At 68.8% G+C, this 16700-nt stretch carries 15 protein-coding genes; 8 read left to right on the top strand and 7 right to left on the bottom strand.

Annotated features, from left to right (window positions below; genetic code table 11):
• Position 1 precedes the first annotated feature (1 nt).
• Positions 2–976 carry a Bug family tripartite tricarboxylate transporter substrate binding protein gene (locus HV783_RS25800; RefSeq protein ID WP_054502903.1) on the bottom strand — a complete coding sequence of 325 codons (975 nt, stop codon included), beginning with the start codon at positions 974–976 and terminating at the stop codon, positions 2–4.
• A 533-nt stretch (positions 977–1509) separates the two neighbouring features.
• Between HV783_RS25800 and HV783_RS25795 the strand changes: the two genes are divergently transcribed.
• The 5 genes from HV783_RS25795 to HV783_RS25775 all read left to right on the top strand — a co-directional run bounded on the left by HV783_RS25795 (position 1510) and on the right by HV783_RS25775 (position 8270).
• Positions 1510–2448 (top strand): ABC transporter permease, encoded by a 939-nt coding sequence (locus HV783_RS25795; RefSeq protein ID WP_054502904.1) that lies wholly within the window; start codon positions 1510–1512, stop codon positions 2446–2448.
• Complete coding sequence (locus HV783_RS25790) at positions 2445–3350, top strand: ABC transporter permease (protein ID WP_231133056.1); 906 nt, start codon at positions 2445–2447, stop codon at positions 3348–3350. Before HV783_RS25795 ends, HV783_RS25790 begins: the two co-directional genes overlap by 4 nt.
• 50 nt (positions 3351–3400) lie before the next feature.
• Positions 3401–4978, top strand: a complete 1578-nt coding sequence (locus tag HV783_RS25785) for an ABC transporter substrate-binding protein (RefSeq protein ID WP_054502906.1) — start codon at positions 3401–3403, stop codon at positions 4976–4978.
• A 64-nt stretch (positions 4979–5042) separates the two neighbouring features.
• A complete protein-coding gene (locus HV783_RS25780; RefSeq protein ID WP_175190138.1) occupies positions 5043–6497 on the top strand; it encodes an amidohydrolase family protein in 1455 nt (484 codons plus the stop codon).
• Positions 6498–6509: 12 nt separating this feature from the next.
• Entirely contained in the window at positions 6510–8270 is a 1761-nt protein-coding gene (locus HV783_RS25775) for an ABC transporter ATP-binding protein (RefSeq protein WP_175190137.1), read from the top strand.
• A 67-nt stretch (positions 8271–8337) separates the two neighbouring features.
• Here the strand turns inward: HV783_RS25775 and HV783_RS25770 are convergent, their stop codons facing one another.
• Positions 8338–8997, bottom strand: a complete 660-nt coding sequence (locus tag HV783_RS25770) for an aspartate/glutamate racemase family protein (protein ID WP_054502909.1) — start codon at positions 8995–8997, stop codon at positions 8338–8340.
• A gap of 78 nt (positions 8998–9075) precedes the next feature.
• Between HV783_RS25770 and HV783_RS25765 the strand changes: the two genes are divergently transcribed.
• Complete coding sequence (locus HV783_RS25765) at positions 9076–10038, top strand: LysR family transcriptional regulator (protein ID WP_054502910.1); 963 nt, start codon at positions 9076–9078, stop codon at positions 10036–10038.
• On the opposite strand, the gene HV783_RS25760 is transcribed toward HV783_RS25765, so the two are convergent.
• From HV783_RS25760 to HV783_RS25750, 3 genes are all read right to left on the bottom strand, one after another.
• Entirely contained in the window at positions 10035–10967 is a 933-nt protein-coding gene (locus tag HV783_RS25760; RefSeq protein ID WP_175190142.1) for an N-carbamoyl-D-amino-acid hydrolase, read from the bottom strand. The genes HV783_RS25765 and HV783_RS25760 overlap by 4 nt on opposite strands.
• Positions 10968–11042: 75 nt before the next feature.
• Positions 11043–12512: a dihydropyrimidinase gene (hydA, locus tag HV783_RS25755; protein WP_175190136.1), complete on the bottom strand. Its 1470-nt coding sequence runs from the start codon at positions 12510–12512 to the stop codon at positions 11043–11045.
• Between the two features lie 279 nt (positions 12513–12791).
• Entirely contained in the window at positions 12792–13766 is a 975-nt protein-coding gene (locus tag HV783_RS25750; RefSeq protein ID WP_175190135.1) for a GlxA family transcriptional regulator, read from the bottom strand.
• 170 nt (positions 13767–13936) lie between these two features.
• Here HV783_RS25750 and HV783_RS25745 point away from each other — a divergent pair, with 170 nt between their 5' ends.
• Together HV783_RS25745 and HV783_RS25740 are read left to right on the top strand one after the other, a co-directional pair.
• Positions 13937–14305, top strand: coding sequence for a DUF1428 domain-containing protein (locus tag HV783_RS25745; RefSeq protein WP_175190134.1), 369 nt, complete (start codon positions 13937–13939; stop codon positions 14303–14305).
• A 131-nt stretch (positions 14306–14436) separates the two neighbouring features.
• The gene (locus HV783_RS25740) at positions 14437–14940 is read left to right on the top strand and encodes a VOC family protein (RefSeq protein WP_054502915.1); all 504 of its coding nucleotides are present in this window, start codon (positions 14437–14439) and stop codon (positions 14938–14940) included.
• 99 nt (positions 14941–15039) lie between these two features.
• On the opposite strand, the gene HV783_RS25735 is transcribed toward HV783_RS25740, so the two are convergent.
• Complete coding sequence (locus HV783_RS25735) at positions 15040–15552, bottom strand: DUF1993 domain-containing protein (RefSeq protein ID WP_054502916.1); 513 nt, start codon at positions 15550–15552, stop codon at positions 15040–15042.
• 189 nt (positions 15553–15741) lie between these two features.
• Positions 15742–16700, bottom strand: a 959-nt coding sequence (locus HV783_RS25730) for an extracellular catalytic domain type 1 short-chain-length polyhydroxyalkanoate depolymerase (protein WP_175190133.1), incomplete at its 5' end; no start/stop codon positions are given.

The raw sequence follows: 16700 nt of genomic DNA, 5'->3' as shown, positions 1-16700 counted from the left end.
GTTATTGCAGCGCCACGCCGCTGTCACGCAGCAGCGCCGGGAATTTGAGGGCGTCGCTGACGATGCGGTCGGCGAACGCGCGCGGCTGGTCGGCGATCGGCTCGAAGCCGATGGCCAGCAGGCGCGCGCGGAAATCCGGCTCGGTGACGGCCTGGCGCACCGCGCGCCAGACGTCGTCGACCACCTGCGGCGGGGTGCCGGCCGGCGCCAGCAGGCCGAACCAGCCGGTGTCGCCATCCATCGCCAGCCCGACCTGCGCCGCCGTCGGCACCTGCGGCACGGTGGCGCTGCGGTTGTCCTGCAGCACGGCGAGCGCGCGCACCTGGCCGTTGGCGATCAGGGTGGAAACGGCGGGCAACGCCACGATGGCGGCGTCGATCTCGCCGCCCAGCAGCGCCACCACCGCCGGCCCCGCCCCCTTGTACGGCACGTGCTGGACAGTGCCCTGCACTTGCTGCTGCAGGCGGGTGAGCGCGCGGTGGTTGCTGTTGCCGTAGCCCGGGGTGCCGACGTTCAGGACGTGCCGGCTGGCCGCGTCGCGCAGGCCGGCGATATCGCGGACGGGCGAATCGGCGCGCACCACGATCACCGGCGGCGTCGCCGCCACGATGCTGATGGGCGCGAAGCTCTTGACCGGGTCGTAGTTGATGGCACCCTTGAACAGGGTCTGGTTGGCCACCAGCATGTCGCCGGTCAGCAGCAGCGTATAGCCGTCGGGAGCCGCGCGCGCCACCTGATCGGCGGCAATGTTGCCACCGGCGCCGGCGCGGTTCTCGACGATGACAGGCACCTTCCATAGCGCCCCGAGCCGCTCGGCCAGGCCGCGCCCGAGCACGTCCATGGCGCCGCCCGGAGCCAGCGGCAGCACCAGCCGCACGGGTTTATCGGGATAGGCGGCGCCGGCCGGCGCCATCGCGCCCAACAGGAACACCACCGCCAGGCCTTGCACCCGGGTCCAGAAACGAGAGAACTTCAAACCGCACGCTCCACAAAACCCGCGGGCGTCCGGCGCCGCGCGGCGCCGGCCTCGGTCACCCCTTCGGTGTCGAACGCCCGCTTTACACAGCAAACAGGCTAAGAGGCGCGCCAGCCGGCGCCAACGAAGGATTCCAACTATGGATATGCGGGCGTCGCCGCCCATCCGCCGCCCGGGCGTCCCGATCCTGCCGCCTATCGCTCCGGTGTCTATCAATCTTTAGGCAGGCTTCATAACACCGCGTTATCGCAGGCGTCGCGCCATTCGCCGAAAACCCGAAAAAAACCCTTTCATTTCAATTGGTTGAGAAGGGAATACGAAATCTCGCCGCGGTCTTCCCATAGTGGATTTCCCTGGGTCCCCGGCGCCAGGACGCGCTGGCATTCTTTGGCCACCGCAGCACCTGGACGCCCACAGAGACGAGGTCGTGTCATGCCGAGACCAGTTCACCTTTCCCCCCCACGGCCCGCCGCGGGCGCGCCGCGCACCGGGCCAGTCCCCGAGCCAGCCCGTATGACTAGCGCGGGCCTCGCATGATCCGCCAGATCCTCAATCGCTTCACGATCTCGCTGCCCGTCCTGCTGGGCGTGGTGGTGGTGTGCTTCGTGCTCCTGCAGGTCGCGCCGGCGGACCCCGCCGCCGTGATTGCCGGCCCCACCGCGACCGCCGAGGAACTGGCGCAGGTGCGCCAGGAGCTCGGCCTGGACAAATCGATCGTCCAGCAGTTGTCCCTGTACGTGTGGCGCCTGCTGCATCTGGACCTGGGCCGCTCGATGATCTCCAACGTGCCGGTGATCGACGAGATCGGCGCCACGATCGGCGCGACGGCCGAGCTGATGCTGGCCAGCGTGGTCTGGTCCATCCCGCTGGCGATCCTGCTGGGCACGCTGGCCGCCTACCGCCGCGGCAAGCTGACCGACCGCTTCGTCATGACGCTGTCGGTGGTGGGCGTGTCGCTGCCGGTGTTCTGGGTCGGCCTGCTGCTGGTGCAGCACGTCGGCGGCGCCGGCATCCTGCCGTACATCGGCCGCAACGGCCCGATCTGGACCCTGGCCGGCCTGCAATCGCTGGCGCTGCCCGCGCTCACGCTGGGGTCGGTGCTGATCGGACCGGTGGCGCGCATCACCCGCACCGCCGTGATCGAGACGCTCAGCGGCGACTACGTGCGCACCGCGCGCGCCAAGGGCGCCGGCGAACGCCGCGTGCTGCTGCGCCACGCGCTGCGCAACGCGCTGCTGCCGATCGTGACACTGGTGGGCCTGCAGGTGGGCAACCTGCTGGGCGGCGCCGTGGTCACCGAACAGATCTATTCCTGGCCGGGCGTGGGCCGCATGGCGGTCGGCGCCATCTTCGCCGGCGATTTCCCGCTGGCCCAGGGCGCGATCCTGGTGACCGCGCTGGGCTTCATCCTCATCAACCTGATCGTGGATCTGCTCTACGGCTACCTGGATCCACGGGGCAACAAATCATGAGCGCAGGCACCACTTCCTCGATGGGCGGACTGCCGCCCCAGGCCATCGCCACGCCGCTGACGCGCATCGCGTCGCGCCTGCGCCGCGATCCCATCCTGCTGCTGTCGCTGCTGGCGGTGATCGCGATCGTGCTGGTGGCGCTGTTCGCCCCCTGGCTGGCGCCGCACGATCCGTATTCGACCAACATGGCCATCGCCCGCAAGGCGCCGGGCTGGACCTCGGCCGATGGCGTCCACTATCTGCTGGGCACCGACGTGCAGGGCCGCGACATCCTGTCGCGTGTGATCTACGGCATCCGCGCCACGCTGATGCTGAGCGTGCTGGCGGTGATCGGTGGCTCCGGCCTGGGCGCCCTGCTCGGCATCCTGGCCGCCTACTACCGACCGTTGGAAGGCGTCATCATGCGTGTGGTCGACGTGCTGCTGTCGTTCCCGGCGATCCTGTTCGGCCTTAGCCTGTCGGCGCTGATGGGCCCCGGCACCACCAGCATGGTGCTGGCGCTGGGGATCTCGGCGATTCCCGGCATGGCGCGCATCGCGCGCGGCTCGGCGATGGTGGTGATGAAGCAGGAATACATGGAGGCCGGCCACGCCATGGGCTTCGGCAACTTTTACCTGATCACGCGTTATCTGCTGCCGAACTGCTCGTCGATGCTGATGATCTACGCCACGCTGCAACTGGGCCACACCATCCTGCTGGGCTCCGTGCTGTCGTTCCTGGGGCTGGGACCGCAGCCGCCGTTCGCGGAACTGGGCAGCATGGCCGCCGACGGCCGCAAGTTCCTGCAGATCTTCCCGCACATCTCGACCATTCCCACGATGACCATCTTCTTCATCGTGCTTGCCTTCAACCTGCTGGGCGACAGCCTGCGCGACGCGCTCGATCCCAAGCTGCGGTTCTGAACCGCGGCAGGCCCGGCCACACACCACAAACCACACAGGGGAACCGCAATATGAAGACCATCCAGGGACTGGCCCTCGCGCCGCTGGCCTTGACCTGCCTGCTGGCCGCCCCCGCGCCCGCGCTGGCGCAGGCCGAAAAGACCGTCCTGATCCTGCGCGAGCTGGACACCGACAAGTACGACCCGCACCGCACCACCGCGCGCGGCGCGGCCGAAGTGCTGTTCATGGCCGCCGACACCATGGTGGGCCTGGACTACGACATGAAGACGCCGGTGCCGGCGCTGGCCAAGAGCTGGACCATCTCGCCGGACGGCCTGACCTACACCTTCAGCCTGCGCGACGACGTGACGTTCTGCAGCGGCCGCAAGATGACGGCCAAGGACGTGGTCGCCAGCTACACCCGCTGGCTGGACCCGGAAACCAAGGGCCTGGAGCGCTGGCGCGCCGGTCCGGTCGACAGCATCACCGCGCCCGACGACGTCACCGTGGTCTACAAGCTGAAGAAGCCCTACAACGAGCTGCTGCAGCAGATGGCGCACTACATGCACTCGGTCATCAACATCGACCAGGTCAAGGCGCTGGGCCAGGACTACGGCGTCAAGGCCTTCGACGGCACCGGTCCGTACTGCTTCCAGAGCTGGTCGCCGCGCAATGAAGTGGTGCTGACCCGCCATGCCGGCTACAAGTGGGGCCCGGCGATCTACAAGGACCCGACGCCCAAGGTCGACAAGATCGTCTGGAAGATCGTGCCCGAGGAAAGCACCCGCCTGACCGCGCTGCAAAGCGGCCAGGCCGACCTGTCGCGCTACCTGCCGCAGTGGGCCATCAAGGACCTGAAGGCCGACAAGCGCCTGTTCGTCAGCAAGGCCGACCCGTTCTACTGGACCTTCTTCCTCGGCTTCAAGATCGACAAGCCGATGCTGACGGACGTGAACGTGCGCCGCGCCCTCAACCTGGCGATCAACCGCAAGGCGCTGACCGAGGCCATCACCTTCGGCGAGGCGGTGCCCGCCACCAGCATGCTGGCCACCAACACCCCCGCCGGCTCCAACGACGCCTACCGCTACGACCCGGCCGCCGCCAACAAGCTGCTGGACGAAGCCGGCTGGAAGATGGGCAAGGACGGCTACCGCTACAAGGACGGCCAGAAGCTGTCGCTGCTGCACTACGGCATCACCGGCTACTGGAAAGACATCATGGAAGCCGTGCAGGGCGACATGAAGAAGGTCGGCGCCGACCTGCGCGTGCAACTGTTCGACTCGACTTCGGCCTGGGGCAAGCTGGCCACGCAGGAGTTCGATGAATTCAGCATGAGCTTCGGCTACATGAGCACGGGCGAGGCGCTCAACAGCTACTTCCTGTCCAGCAGCATCCCGACCCCGAACCGCATGAACTGGAAGGACGCCGACACCGACCGCTGGCTGGCCGAGGGCAGCGAGGCGCTGGACGCCAGGAGCGGCGATGCGATCCTGTCCAAGGCGCTGACCAAGATCTCCGACGGCGTGGCGTGGATTCCGCTGTACCACGACTCGCTGTACCTGGTGGGCGGGCCGCGCTTGAAGCCGATGCGTGCGCACGGCATCTTCGGCGCCGCCGCCTACAAGGGCCTGGACATCGAGTTGAAGTAAACCGCACCGGGCGGCGCCCCCCCGCGCCGCCCTTCTCCTGATTCCGCCGCACAGAGAGTCTCCCGTGAGCGACACCAATCCAACCCGCATCACCCATTTCAAGCAGCTCGCCACCCTGGTGGCCTGGGACGAGGCGCTGGGCTCGCACGTCTATATCGAGAACGCCGACCTGGTGATGCGCGGCAACACCGTCATCCATGCCGGCAAGGACTATGCCGGTCCGGCCGACCGGGTCGTGGCCGGCAACGGCCTGATGGCGATGCCAGGCCTGGTGAACGTCCACAGCCATCCCTCTTCCGAGCCGGGCAACCGCGGGCTGCTGGAAGAACTGGGCAGCGACAGGCTGGGCCAGAGCTCGCTGTACGAATACATGCCGGTGTTCCGCACCGGCATCGAGACGGCGCAGTACTCCAACCAGGTGGCGATGGCCGAGATGCTGCTGAGCGGCGTGACCACCTTCGTGGACATGTCGCTGCCGCGCCCCGGCTGGGCCGACGTGGTGGCGGCGGCCGGCATCCGTGGGGTGCTGGGCCCGATGTTCCGCTCGGCCGCCTGGCGCACCAACGACGGCCATTCGGTCGAATACACCTGGGATGAAGCGGCGGCGCTCAAGTCGTTCGAGGCCGCCCTGGCGGTGGCCGACAGCGCCATCAACCACCCCAGCGGCCGCCTGGGCGCCATGCTGTGCCCCTCGCAGGTCGACACCTGCTCGCCCGAACTGCTCAAGGCGGCACGGGACGCCGCGCGCCGCCTGGGCGTCCCGATGCAGATCCACGCCGCGCAGAGCGTGGTCGAATTCTCGGAGATGACGCGCCGCCACGGCCGCACGCCGATCGAATGGCTCGATGACCAGGGCCTGCTCGATGGCGGCCTCATCATCGGCCACGGCATCTTCCTGAACGACCACCGCGCGCTGTATTGGCCGCACGCCGATGACTTCGGCCTGCTGCAACGCTCCGGCGCGCACGTGGCGCACTGTCCGACGGTGTTCGCGCGGCGCGGCATCGCGCTGAGCTTTCTGGGCCGCTACCTGCGCGCCGGCATCAACGTCGGCATCGGCACCGATACCTTCCCGCACAACATGCTCGATGAAATGCGGCTGGCCTGCTACGTGGCCCGGCTGCAGGCCGGCCATTTCCGCGCCGCGTCCACCGAGGAAGTGTTCAACGCCGCCACGATCAACGGCGCGCGCATGCTGGGCCGCGAGGACATCGGCCGCATCGCGGTCGGCGGCAAGGCCGACTTCTCGCTGGTCGACCTGTCGCATCCGTACATGCGGCCTGGCCGCGAGCCGCTGCGCAGCCTGATCTATTCGGCCGGCGACCGCGCCATCCGCGACGTATACGTGGACGGCGAGCAGGTGGTCAGGGACGGCAAGCTGCTGACCATCGACATCGAACGCGCCATGCAGGAAGTGGAGCGCGCCCAGGCGCGGACCATCGCCACCGTGGCGCAGCGCGACTACGCCGGCCGCGACATCGACGCCATGTCGCCGCGCGTCTTTCCCAGCCGCGCCTGACGGAGCATCCCCATGAGCGAGACCTTACTGGCGGTGCGGGGCCTGAGCGTCGAGTTCGGCGCCCGCGCCCGACCGTATCGGGCGGTGAAGTCGCTGGACTTCACCATCGGCCGCGGCGAAACGGTGGCGCTGGTGGGCGAGTCCGGCTCCGGCAAATCGGTGACGGCGCTGTCGATCCTGCGCCTGATCGAGCGCGCCGGCGGCCGCATCGCCGCCGGCAGCGCCCGCTTCGTGCCGCGCGACGGCCGCGAGGTGGACCTGTTCGGGCTGGAGGAACCGGCATTGCGGCGCATCCGCGGCAACGAGATCTCGATGATCTTCCAGGAGCCGATGACCTCGCTCAACCCGGTGATGACGGTGGGCGACCAACTGGCCGAAGTCTATCTGCTGCACCAGGACATCTCGCGCCAGGAGGCCTGGCGGCGCGCCCAGGAGATGCTGGTGGCGGTGAAGATGTCCGAACCCGAACGCCGCATGACGCAGTATCCCGGCGACCTGTCCGGCGGCATGCGCCAGCGCGTGATGATCGCGATGGCGCTGGCCTGCCGGCCGCAGCTCCTGATCGCCGACGAACCGACCACCGCGCTCGACGTCACGGTGCAGGCCGAGATCATCGACCTGATCCGCGACCTGCAGCGCGAGGTCGGCATGGCGGTGCTGTTCATCACGCACGACATGGGCGTGGTGGCCGAGATCGCCGATCGCGTGGTGGTGATGCGGCACGGCGACAGGATCGAGGAAAGCGCCACCGCGACGCTGTTCGAGGCGCCCACGCAGCCCTACACGCGCGACCTGCTGGCCGCGGTGCCGCGGCTGGGCGACGGTTCGCCCGACGAAGCCATGGTGCGGGAGCGCCCGGCGGTGCTGGAAGTGTCGGGCCTGGCCAAGCGCTTTCCGGTCAAGGCCGGCGCCTTCGGCAAGGTGGTGGCCAACGTGCACGCCGTCGAGGGCGTGTCGTTCGACTTGCGCGCCGGCGAGACGCTGGCGCTGGTGGGCGAGTCCGGCTCGGGCAAGTCGACCACCGGGCGCCTGCTGATGAAGCTGGTGCAGCCGAGCGCCGGCTCGATCCGCCTGGCCGGCCAGGACGTCACCCACATGACGCCCGAGCAGATGCGCGCGATGCGGCGCCACATCCAGATGATCTTCCAGGACCCGTATGCGTCGCTCAATCCGCGCCTGCACGCCTGGGACCTGGTCAGCGAACCGCTCAAGGTGCATGGCGGCCACAGCCGCGAGCAGCGCCGCGAGCGCGCCGCCCAGTTGCTGGAACGGGTCAGCCTGCCGCGCGACTTCCTGGACCGTTACGCTCATCAGTTCTCGGGCGGCCAGCGCCAGCGCCTGTGCATCGCCCGCGCGCTGAGCGTGAATCCCAGGATCATCGTGGCCGACGAGCCGGTGTCGGCGCTGGACGTGTCGGTGCAGGCGCGCGTGATCGAGCTGATGAAGGAGCTGCAGGGCGAGATGGGCCTGTCGTACCTGTTCATCTCGCACGACATCGCGGTGGTGGAAAAGGTCAGCCACCGCGTGGCGGTGATGTACATGGGCCAGATCGTCGAGATCGGCCCGACCCAGGAGGTGCTGCACCGGCCGCGCCATCCCTATACGCAGCGGCTGCTGTCGGCGGTGCCGGTGCCGGATCCGGCGCGGCGCCACCAGCGCAGCGCGCGCGCGGCCCGCGAGATTCCGAGCCCGATCCGCAAGGTGGGCGACAACCCGGTCGTGGCCCAACTGGTGCAAGTGGCCGCCGGCCACTACGTGCAGCAGGCGGCGTAACGCCGCATCGGCCATGCGCGCGCCACGGCGCCGGCATGGCCGATGCGCTGCCGCCCCCCGCGGCCGTTCAAGCGCCGCCGAAGATCCGCCCGACCGCCATGGCCACGGCGGCCTGGGTCGGCTCCACCACCGGCAGGCCGCAGGCCTCCTGCAGCCGCGCGCGCAGGTCCGCCATGCCCGCGCACCCCATGATGAGCACGTCGGCGCCGTGGGCGTCGCGCAGGGTCCTGCCCACTGTCGCCATGCGCTGGAACGCCAGTTCGGCGTCGGCCAGGTCGCTCACGCGCAGGTCCAGCGCCAGTTCGCCGCAGATGCGGTCGGCCACGCCCATGGCGCGGAAGTAGCGCAGGTGGCGCGGGATGGCGGCCCCGGCGATGGCGATGACGCCGACGCGGGCGCCGATGCTCATTGCCGTCAGCACCGAGCATTCGCCGATGCCCAGCACGGGCACCGGCGCCAGGTCGCGCAGGCCATGCAGCCCCGGATCGCTGAAGCAGGCCACGATCACGGCGTCGGCGCCGGCCGCCTCGCGCCGCACCAGCTCGGTCATGGGCGCGATGCTGGCGTCGGCCTCGGCCTGGTTCTGGATGCCGGCCGGCCCGCCGGCGGACGTCAGGCAGCGGAAATCCAGCGGCAGGTGGCGGAACGGCTCGACCGCGCGGCCGATGGCCTCGGTCACCTTGTCCAGGGAATTCGGGTTTACGAGGAGGATGCGGGCGTTGGGCACGATTGAGTAGAATCCTTGCAATAGAGGCGGGCCGGCAAGCGCCGGCGCACCGCCCGGGTCAAGAGGAAAGCACGCAGCATGTCTGAGTTACCCGGAAAGGTCCGGTCTTCCGCGCCGTTGAATCTGCGCCAGATCGAGGTATTCCACGCCATCATGATCACGGGCTCGTTGAGCGCGGCCGGGCGGCTGCTGCACGTGACCCAGCCGGCCATCAGCCGGGTGCTGGCATCGATCGAACTGCGCCTTGGCTATGCGCTGTTCGAGCGTTTCAAGGGCCGCCTGCATCCCACCAAGGAAGCGCGCAAGCTGTTCCAGGAAGTGGAATCGATCCAGGCCGGCGTCAACCGCCTGAACGACATGGCCGCGGGCCTGGCCGGCCACGGCGGCGGCCTGGTCAGCGTGGTGTCCAGCCCCAGCTTCGGCGAGTGGCTGATCCCGGCGGCAACCGCGAAGTTCTGCGCCCGCAACCCCGGCGTGCGCATCCGCTACCGGCCACTGGGCATGGACGCGCTGCTGCCGCAACTGCTGCTGGGCTACGCCGACATCGCCATCTCCATCTTCAAGCCGGAGCATCCCAACCTGATCACCACCGAGCTGGCGCAGGGCGAAATCGTCTGCGTGCTGCCGGCGGGCCACCGCCTGGCGCGCGAGCGCGTGATCCTGCCGGACATGCTGGCCGGCGAGATGCTGGTGGGCTACAGCCGCGACACGCCGCTGGGCGAGACGCTGTACGCGCATCTCGATCCGCAGGGCCGCGACATCCTGGCCCCGGCGATCGAAGTGCGCTCGTCGCAGACCGCGTGCTCGTTCGTGCGCCAGGGCGTCGGCGTGGCGCTGGTGGACTCGTATGGCCTGACCGACGCCCTGATGCACGGGCTGGCGGTGCGCCGCGTTGAGCCGGCGATCCCGCTGTTCGTGTACGTGTCTCATTCGCGGATCGAGCCGCCCCCGTCCATCGCCAAGGCCTTCCTGACGCAGTTTTCCCAGATCGTCAAAAAGGAGTTGCCCGCGATGACGCAGGCAATCCTCAAGCGGACCTAATCGATTTGCGCCACCGGCAGCGGTTCGCCGGCGCCGGTGCGCTCGATGATCAGCTTGTAGTGCTGCGGGCTGCGGTGCTTGGCGAAGTTGAAGACGTGGTCGCGGAAGGTCTGGCCCATGCCCAGGTCGATGCGGGCGGTGATGACTTCGTCTTCCTCGCCGCTCGAGCGGGCCACGATCTCGCCCGACGGCGCCACGATCATGGAGCTGCCGATCATGTGGTGGCCATCCTCGTGGCCGCACTTGGCGGCGGCGGCGACCCACACCGCGTTCTGGTAGGCGCTGGCCTGCAGCACGATCTCGTGCGTGGTGGTGCGCAGGTGCGCCGGCTCGTTCCAGTGGATGTTCAACGACGGCGTGTTGTAGCCCAGCACGATCAGCTCGGCGCTCTGCAGCGACATCACGCGGTAGGTCTCGGGCCAGCGGCGGTCATTGCACAGGCACATGCCGATCTTGACGTCGTTGGTCTCCCAGACGCCGAAGCCCAGGTCGCCGACCTCGAAGAACTTCTTCTCCAGGTGCTGGAACGGCGCCTCCGGCTTGTGGTCGGAATGGCCCGGCAGGTGGATCTTGCGGTACTTGCCGATGATTTTGGCCTGGCGGTCGACCAGGATGGCGGTGTTGAACTGGCGCCCTTCCGGGGTCAGTTCGGCGTAGCCCAGGTAGAAGCCGATGCCGAGCTCGCGCGCGGTGTCGAACAGCGGCTGCACGTCGGCGTTGGGCATGCTCTTTTCAAAGAAGCGATCGACCGCCTCGGCGTCTTCCATCCAGTAGCGCGGGAAGAAGGTGGTCAGCGCCAGTTCGGGAAAGACCACGAACTCGGCCTTGCGGGCCGCGGCTTCGCGCATCATCTCGACGAGGCGGCGGACCACCACCGCGCGGGTGTCGGCCAGGTTGACGGCGCCCATCTGGGCGACCGCGAGGTCCATTTTGCGCGCATGGGTTGCGTTGCTCACGATGTCAGTCTCCGGGGTTCTATCGCTATGCGTTGAGGGCCGTGTCGCTCAGGACGCGATCACGGCCGGGAAAATCTTGCGCAGCAAGGCGGCGCGCGGGCTGATCTCGCGCGCCTTCTGCAGCGGGGCGGGCAGGCCGCGGGCGATGAACTGGCCGCGGCCGCGCTCGGCGCGCAGCACGCCGTCGTCCACGATCACGTCGCCGCGGCTGATCACCGTGGTGGGCCAGCCGGTGACCTGGCGGCCTTCATAGGGCGTGTAGCCGACCGCGTCGTGCAGGTCGGCGGCGCGCAGGGTCACGGTCTTCTCCGGATCCCAGATCGCGATGTCGGCGTCCGCGCCCACCGCCAGCGTGCCCTTCTTCGGGTACAGGCCGTACATGCGGGCGTGATTGGTCGAGGTCAGCGCCACGAACTGCTGCAGCGTCAGGCGGCCGCTGCGCACGCCTTCGGAAAACAGCAGCGGCATGCGCACTTCCAGGCCCGGCAGGCCGTTGGCGATCTGCTTGAACGTGGTCGCCTCGCCGGCCGGCAGCTTGCCGGATTCGTCATAGCGGTACGGCGCGTGATCGGACGACAGCAGCGCCAGCGTGCCGCTGTCCAGGCTCTGCCACAGCGCCTGCTGCGACAGCGGGTCGCGCGGCGGCGGGCTGCAGCAGAACTTGGCGCCCTCGACGCCGGGGATGTCGATATCCTCGGCGGTCAGCAGCAGGTAGTGCGGGCAGGTCTCGCCGTACACCGGCGCGCCCAGCGTCTGCGCGGCGTGGATCGCCTGCGCGCCGCCCTGGGTCGAGACGTGCACGATCAGCACCGGCACTTCCAGCACCGCGGCCAGGCTGATGGCGCGCTGCGTGGCCTCGTTCTCCGCGATCGGATCGTGGCTGACGGCGTGGTACTTGGGCGCGGTGTGGCCCGCCGCCAGCAGGTGGCGCGCGATCCAACTGATGACGTCGTTGTTCTCGGCGTGCACCATCGGCAGCGCGCCCTCGCGCGCGGCGATGGCGAACACGTCCAGCAACTGGCGGTCGTCCAGCTTGAGCTTGTCGTAGGTCATGAAGACCTTGAACGAGGTGATGCCGGCGCGGATCAGCTCGGGCAGGTCGCGGTTCAAGGTATCGGGCGTGGGGTCCGAGATGATCAGGTGGTAGCTGTAGTCGATCACCGATTTCTCGGCGGCCGAGGCGGCGTAGGCCTCGGCGACCTGGCGCAGCGACTGGCCGCGATGCTGCGCCGCGAACGGCACGATGGTGGTGTTGCCCCCATGGGCCGCCGAGATCGAGGCGGTGTGCCAGTCGTCGGCGCACAGCACGCCCATGCTGGAAAGCTGTTCCACGTGGCAGTGGCTGTCGATGCCGCCCGGCATGACCAGCCGGCCGGCCGCGTCTATGGCGCGGCGGCCCGCCGGCAGCGAGGTCGCGATCGCGGCAATGGCGCCGTCCACAATGCCGATGTCGCCGACGAAGTCGGCATCGGCCGTGACGATGCGGCCGTTGTGCAAGGTCAGATCGAAGTCTGTCATCAAGAAAAGTCCCAACGCATGGCCCGGCGCGCCGTGGCGGCGCCTGGCAGGAGGCACCATCATGCATGCCCGCGGGCAATTGGGAAACGGCGCGAAGCCGCCGCGCCGGGCCACGGACGGGCGCCAGACGGAGACGCTAACGCCCTGATTCCATGGACTATTTCCCCACGACGCGGCAAACAGCCGGCCGCCACGCATAACGCTGGATCATGGAGGCTGTGCAAAGTTTTATATCGGGTTTCCCCGTGGCGCGCCGGCGCGCGGGCTGACGCGGGCCGACTACTGGTAGCGTTCGCGGTAGCCCACCGGCGACATGCCGCAGTATTTATTGAAGATGTCGCGAAAGGCCTTGGTGTCGTTGTAGCCGACCTCGTACATCACTTCCGACACGCTCTTGCGCGAGCTTTCCAGGCGCCGCTTGGCGGCTTCGACGCGCACGCGCTGCACGTACTCGACGATGCTGTTGCCGGTGGCCTGGCGAAAACGCCGTTCGAGCGTGCGGCGGCCGAGCGCGTGGCGATCGGCCAGGTCCTCGACGGTGATCTTTTCGGTGTAGCGGCTTTCGATGAAGTCCTGCACCGCGCGCACCATCTGGTCGGCGTGCGCCTTCTGCCCCATGAACACCGAGAACGGCAATTGGCTCTGGCGGCTCCAGTCGAGCTGGAAGTACTTGGCGCACCAGATGGCGGTGTCGCGGTCGGTGTATTTCTCGATCAGGTGCAGCACCAGGTGCGCGGCCGAGAATGCGCCGCCGCTGGTGTAGATGCCGTTGCCGGAATGGACCACGCGGTCGATGCTCCAATCCACCGCCGGAAACAGGCTGGCGTACAGGTTGCGCGCGGCCCAGTGCACCACCGCCTGCTGGCCGTCGAGCAGGCCGCCGGCGGCCAGCAGCGCCGCCCCCAGGCACAGGCTGGCGACCTCGCCGCCGCCGCGATAGTGCCGGGCGATCCAATCGACCAGTTCGCGGTTGGACAGCACCACGTCCGACACCGCGCCCAGCAGCGGCGGCGCGATGCAGATGTCGATATCGCGGGCCTCGTCCAGCACCAGGTCGGCCTGCACCGTGATGCGGCCGTCGTCCAGGCTGACCTGGCGCGTGGCGGCCAGCGTGCGCACCTGGAATTGCGGCGCGCGCCCCTGCGCGGCCAGGTACTCATTGGCCACCAGGAAGCCGTGCCGGGCTGTTTCCAGCGACGCGATATTGGCGCCGGCCGGCAGCAGGAAGGCGATGTTTTTCATGCCCACCAGCATACGCCGACAGACCTGTCGCAATCCACCCTCAAGAATGTCGCAATCGCCTATCTGAAAGCGCTGCCGATCCCGATACAGTGACAACTACCGGCATGGCTGCCGGCGCGGCCGCCGCGGCGATGCGGGCCTGCGGGGGGCGCGTACAACGACACGGAATCAAGGAGCATCGGATGGAACAGTACATAGATGGTTACCTGCTGAGCGTGCCCAAGGCCAACATCGAGACTTATCGCAAGATGGCCGAGCTGGCCGGCTCGATCTGGCTGGAATGCGGCGCGCTGGAATTCCGCGAGTGCGTGGCCGACGACATCGACGGCGAGGGCTTCGGCTCGTTCAGCGCCGCCGCCGGCGCGCGCGAGGGCGAGACGGTGGTGTTCTCCTGGATCGCGTTCGCCAGCAAGGCCGAACGCGACCGCATCAACGCCAAGGTCATGGCCGACCCGCGCCTGACGAGCATGTCCTGCGAGGGCGTGTTCGATTTCAAGCGCATGTGCTGGGGCGGCTTCACCACCCTGGTGGGCAAGTCGGCCCGCGGTTGAAAAAAAAATCGCGGCGGCCTGTCGATCCCGGCGCCGCCCATTCGTCGTGGGAACAGGACGGGCCGGACTGCGCAGTCGCCGGCGCCCGTCCCCCAAGTACCCCTCTTTTTCACGGTTATCGGAGACACATCATGGCCACCCCCGCAAAGCAAGCGATTCCCGACGGCATGCACACCCTGACCCCGCACATCGTGTGCGAAGGCGCCTCGGATGCCATTGCCTTCTACCGCAAGGCGTTCGATGCCAAGGAACTGACGCGCCTGCCGGCCCCCGGCGGCAAGGTGATGCATGCCGCCATCCGCATCGGCGATTCGGTGGTGATGCTGATGGATGACTTCCCCGAATGGGGCAGCCTGGGCCCAAAGGCGCTCAAGGGTTCGCCGGTAACGTTGCACCTGTACGTGCAGGATGTGGATGCCGCGATCAAGCAGGCGGTGGCGGCGGGCGCGCAGGTCACCATGCCGGCGGCCGACATGTTCTGGGGCGACCGCTACGGCCAGGTGGTGGATCCGTTCGGCCACCGCTGGTCGATCGCCACCCACAAGGAAGACCTGACGCCGGAGGAAATCCAGCGCAACATGGCCCGGATGGGCGAGATGGAAGGCTGCGGCGATCGCTCGAAGCAGCCGGGCTGACCCGCCGCTTCAAGCGCCCGCCCGGCCCGCGTCCGCAAGGGCGCGGGCATACCGGCGAGGGCGTACCGGCGAGGGCGTGCGGGACGCCCCGACGCGGCGTCAGGCCGTGTACGGCCCCAGGAAGTCCAGCTTGCCGATCGGCACGCCGGCGTGGCGCAGGATGTCGTAGGCGGTGGTGACGTGGAAATAGAAGTTCGGCAGCGCGAACGTCAGCAGGTAGGCATCGCCCTGGAATTCGGGCTTGAACTCGCCGAAGCTGAGCGTGATCTTACGGCCCTCGGCGCCCTCGAGCGCCTCGGCCGGCACCGAACGCAGGTAGGCGATGGTGTCGGCGATGCGCTTCTGCAATTGCTCGAATGTGGTTTCCTCATCGGGAAACCTGGGCGATTCGACCTGCGACAGGCGCTGCGTGGCGAACTTGGAGGCGTCGCTGGCGCGTTGCACCTGCCCCGACAGCGGGTACATGTCGGGGGCCAGGCGGGCATTGACCAGCTCGGCCGGATCGATGCCGTTGGCGGCCGCGTGGGCGGCGCCCTTTTCCAGCAGCGCGGCCAGCACGCTCAAACCGCGGATGAAGACAGGCACCGAGGCCTGGTAGATGGACAGGGACATGATGATGAGTTCCGAATAGGCTTGCCCGGCCGGGCGCGGGAACGGCGCCGGGTCCGCGGGCGTGGCGCGATGTTAGCGCCGCGCCGCGACGGCCGGCCGGCGCCGGGGACGACATGTCTGTTTCCGTTTCCTGAACAATAACGCGCTGGCCGCCGTCAGGCCACCCCGCCGCCCTTGCCCGCAGGCGCGCTACGCGACCACGCGCCGCTGCCCCTGGAAGAACCGCCAGATCAGCGCCGAGGCATCCGGGCCGCTGCGCGCGTGATAGCGCACCGAGGCATCGCCGCCGCTCCAGCCGTGCTCGACGCGGGTGATTTCGCACAACCGCAGCACGATCTTGCGGCCCCGCAACAGATCGACGCGGCGATAGGCCTTCTCGGTGCCAAGGCCCAGCACCCGCTCGACCGGCGGCTCGTCCGCCGCCAGCCCGTTCAGGGCGCGGAACTGCTCGAACAATTGCCTGGCATTGCGCGGCGCCACCGCCGGATCCATCTGCCCCTGCAGGATCATGGCCGGCATGCCGAGCGCGAACGCGGCGGGATCCGCCACGCCCTGCAATAGCGGCAGCAACGGCTTGACCGAGCCGCGGCGCATCGTGTTCAGGCCGGCCGCGGCACTGTGCGCGTCGCCCAGCACCGGCCCGGAATGCATCGCCAGCGCGGCGATCAGCGCGGGATGGCGCAGCGCCACCAGCCCGGCCATGCCGGCGCCGGCCGACAGGCCGGCGATGTAGACGCGTTCAGGGTCCAGCCCGTGGCGCGCCACCTCGGTCTGGATCAAGGCGGCGATCAGGTCGGCCTCGGCGCCGCCGTGCTGCGCGTCGGGCTGGAACCAGCGCCAGCAGCGCTGCACCTGCCGCGTCATCGATTGCTGCGGGTACAGCACCATGAATCCGCCGGCGTCGGCCCACTGGTTCATGCGCGACCCGCGCGCGAACGCCAGCGCGGTCTGGCGACAGCCATGCAGCATCACCACCAGCGGCATACCCTGGCGCGGCACGGCCGGCGGCGTGTAGCGGGCGAAAGACAGGCTGCGGCCGTGCGCGTCGGTGAATTGTCGCGAGGCTTCCCAGCGACCGCTGCCCAGGCTGGGGGCCGCGGCGCCGGTGGCGCTGTGCGCGGCCGGCCGGGCGGCGGCCGGACGCGCCG

Origin of the sequence: Achromobacter dolens, assembly GCF_902859745.1 — a bacterium.
GTDB lineage: Bacteria > Pseudomonadota > Gammaproteobacteria > Burkholderiales > Burkholderiaceae_B > Achromobacter > Achromobacter dolens.
This window is presented reverse-complemented; position numbering and strand designations above follow the sequence as displayed.

What these genes read in the sequence shown, in the direction of transcription:
- HV783_RS25760 (WP_175190142.1), bottom strand. Translation starts at nt 10,967, where the DNA reads ATGGACCTCGCGGTCGCCCAGATGGGCGCCGTCAACCTGGCCGACACC.
- HV783_RS25745 (WP_175190134.1), top strand. Translation starts at nt 13,937, where the DNA reads ATGGAACAGTACATAGATGGTTACCTGCTGAGCGTGCCCAAGGCCAAC.
- hydA (WP_175190136.1), bottom strand. Translation starts at nt 12,512, where the DNA reads ATGACAGACTTCGATCTGACCTTGCACAACGGCCGCATCGTCACGGCC.
- HV783_RS25790 (WP_231133056.1), top strand. Translation starts at nt 2,445, where the DNA reads ATGAGCGCAGGCACCACTTCCTCGATGGGCGGACTGCCGCCCCAGGCC.
- HV783_RS25785 (WP_054502906.1), top strand. Translation starts at nt 3,401, where the DNA reads ATGAAGACCATCCAGGGACTGGCCCTCGCGCCGCTGGCCTTGACCTGC.
- HV783_RS25740 (WP_054502915.1), top strand. Translation starts at nt 14,437, where the DNA reads ATGGCCACCCCCGCAAAGCAAGCGATTCCCGACGGCATGCACACCCTG.
- HV783_RS25795 (WP_054502904.1), top strand. Translation starts at nt 1,510, where the DNA reads ATGATCCGCCAGATCCTCAATCGCTTCACGATCTCGCTGCCCGTCCTG.
- HV783_RS25750 (WP_175190135.1), bottom strand. Translation starts at nt 13,766, where the DNA reads ATGCTGGTGGGCATGAAAAACATCGCCTTCCTGCTGCCGGCCGGCGCC.
- HV783_RS25765 (WP_054502910.1), top strand. Translation starts at nt 9,076, where the DNA reads ATGTCTGAGTTACCCGGAAAGGTCCGGTCTTCCGCGCCGTTGAATCTG.
- HV783_RS25775 (WP_175190137.1), top strand. Translation starts at nt 6,510, where the DNA reads ATGAGCGAGACCTTACTGGCGGTGCGGGGCCTGAGCGTCGAGTTCGGC.
- HV783_RS25735 (WP_054502916.1), bottom strand. Translation starts at nt 15,552, where the DNA reads ATGTCCCTGTCCATCTACCAGGCCTCGGTGCCTGTCTTCATCCGCGGT.